At 35.8% G+C, this 618-nt stretch carries 1 protein-coding gene; it reads left to right on the forward strand.

The annotated features are described in order from the left end of the window. A partial coding sequence (locus IE260_RS43470; protein ID WP_189881038.1) for an Hsp70 family protein occupies nt 1-313 on the forward strand: 313 nt, incomplete at its 5' end. Between the last annotated feature and the right edge of the window lie 305 nt (nt 314-618).

The following is a 618-nucleotide window of genomic DNA, read 5'->3' on the forward strand; positions in this document are numbered from 1 at the left end:
AGAAGAAGACGCTAGGAAAAAAGAAGTGATTGAAGCGAGAAACCATGCCGATAGTTTGGCGCACCAAACCCAAAAGAGCCTTGATGAGCATAAAACGAATTTGAATGAAAACGACGCTAACGAGATTCAAAACGCCATTAACGCTCTTAAAGAGTGCGTCAAAAACGATAACGCTACTAAAGCTGATCTTGAAGACAAAACAAAATTATTAACGCAAGCGGCTCAAAAATTAGGCGAAGCCATGGCGAATAAAAACAACGCCGAGCAGCCCAAGAAAAAAGACGATGATGTGATTGATGCGGAAGTGGAGTGAAACGCTTTTAAAAACTTCTTTTAAGCGGGCGGTTTTTAATGAAAACTTGCTTGCTTTTTGATATTCATTAATGGGATACTGATTGCAAAATCTAAAAAACACTCAAAGCGTTTTTTAATCCAAATACCAAAGCTTGATTTTAATCAAGCGATAACTTTAAGCGTTTGATTGAAAACAGAGTCTTTATATTTTCTTTTAAACATAGCGTGAAACTTTTTTAAACGGATTAAAAAGAACTCCTTATTTTGTTAGTCTTTATCACCAACACTTTTTAATAAGTGGGGCTTTTTGCATTGAGATTTGCT

Source organism: Streptomyces viridiviolaceus, assembly GCF_014650995.1.
GTDB classification, from domain to species: Bacteria; Actinomycetota; Actinomycetes; order Streptomycetales; family Streptomycetaceae; genus Streptomyces; species Streptomyces viridiviolaceus.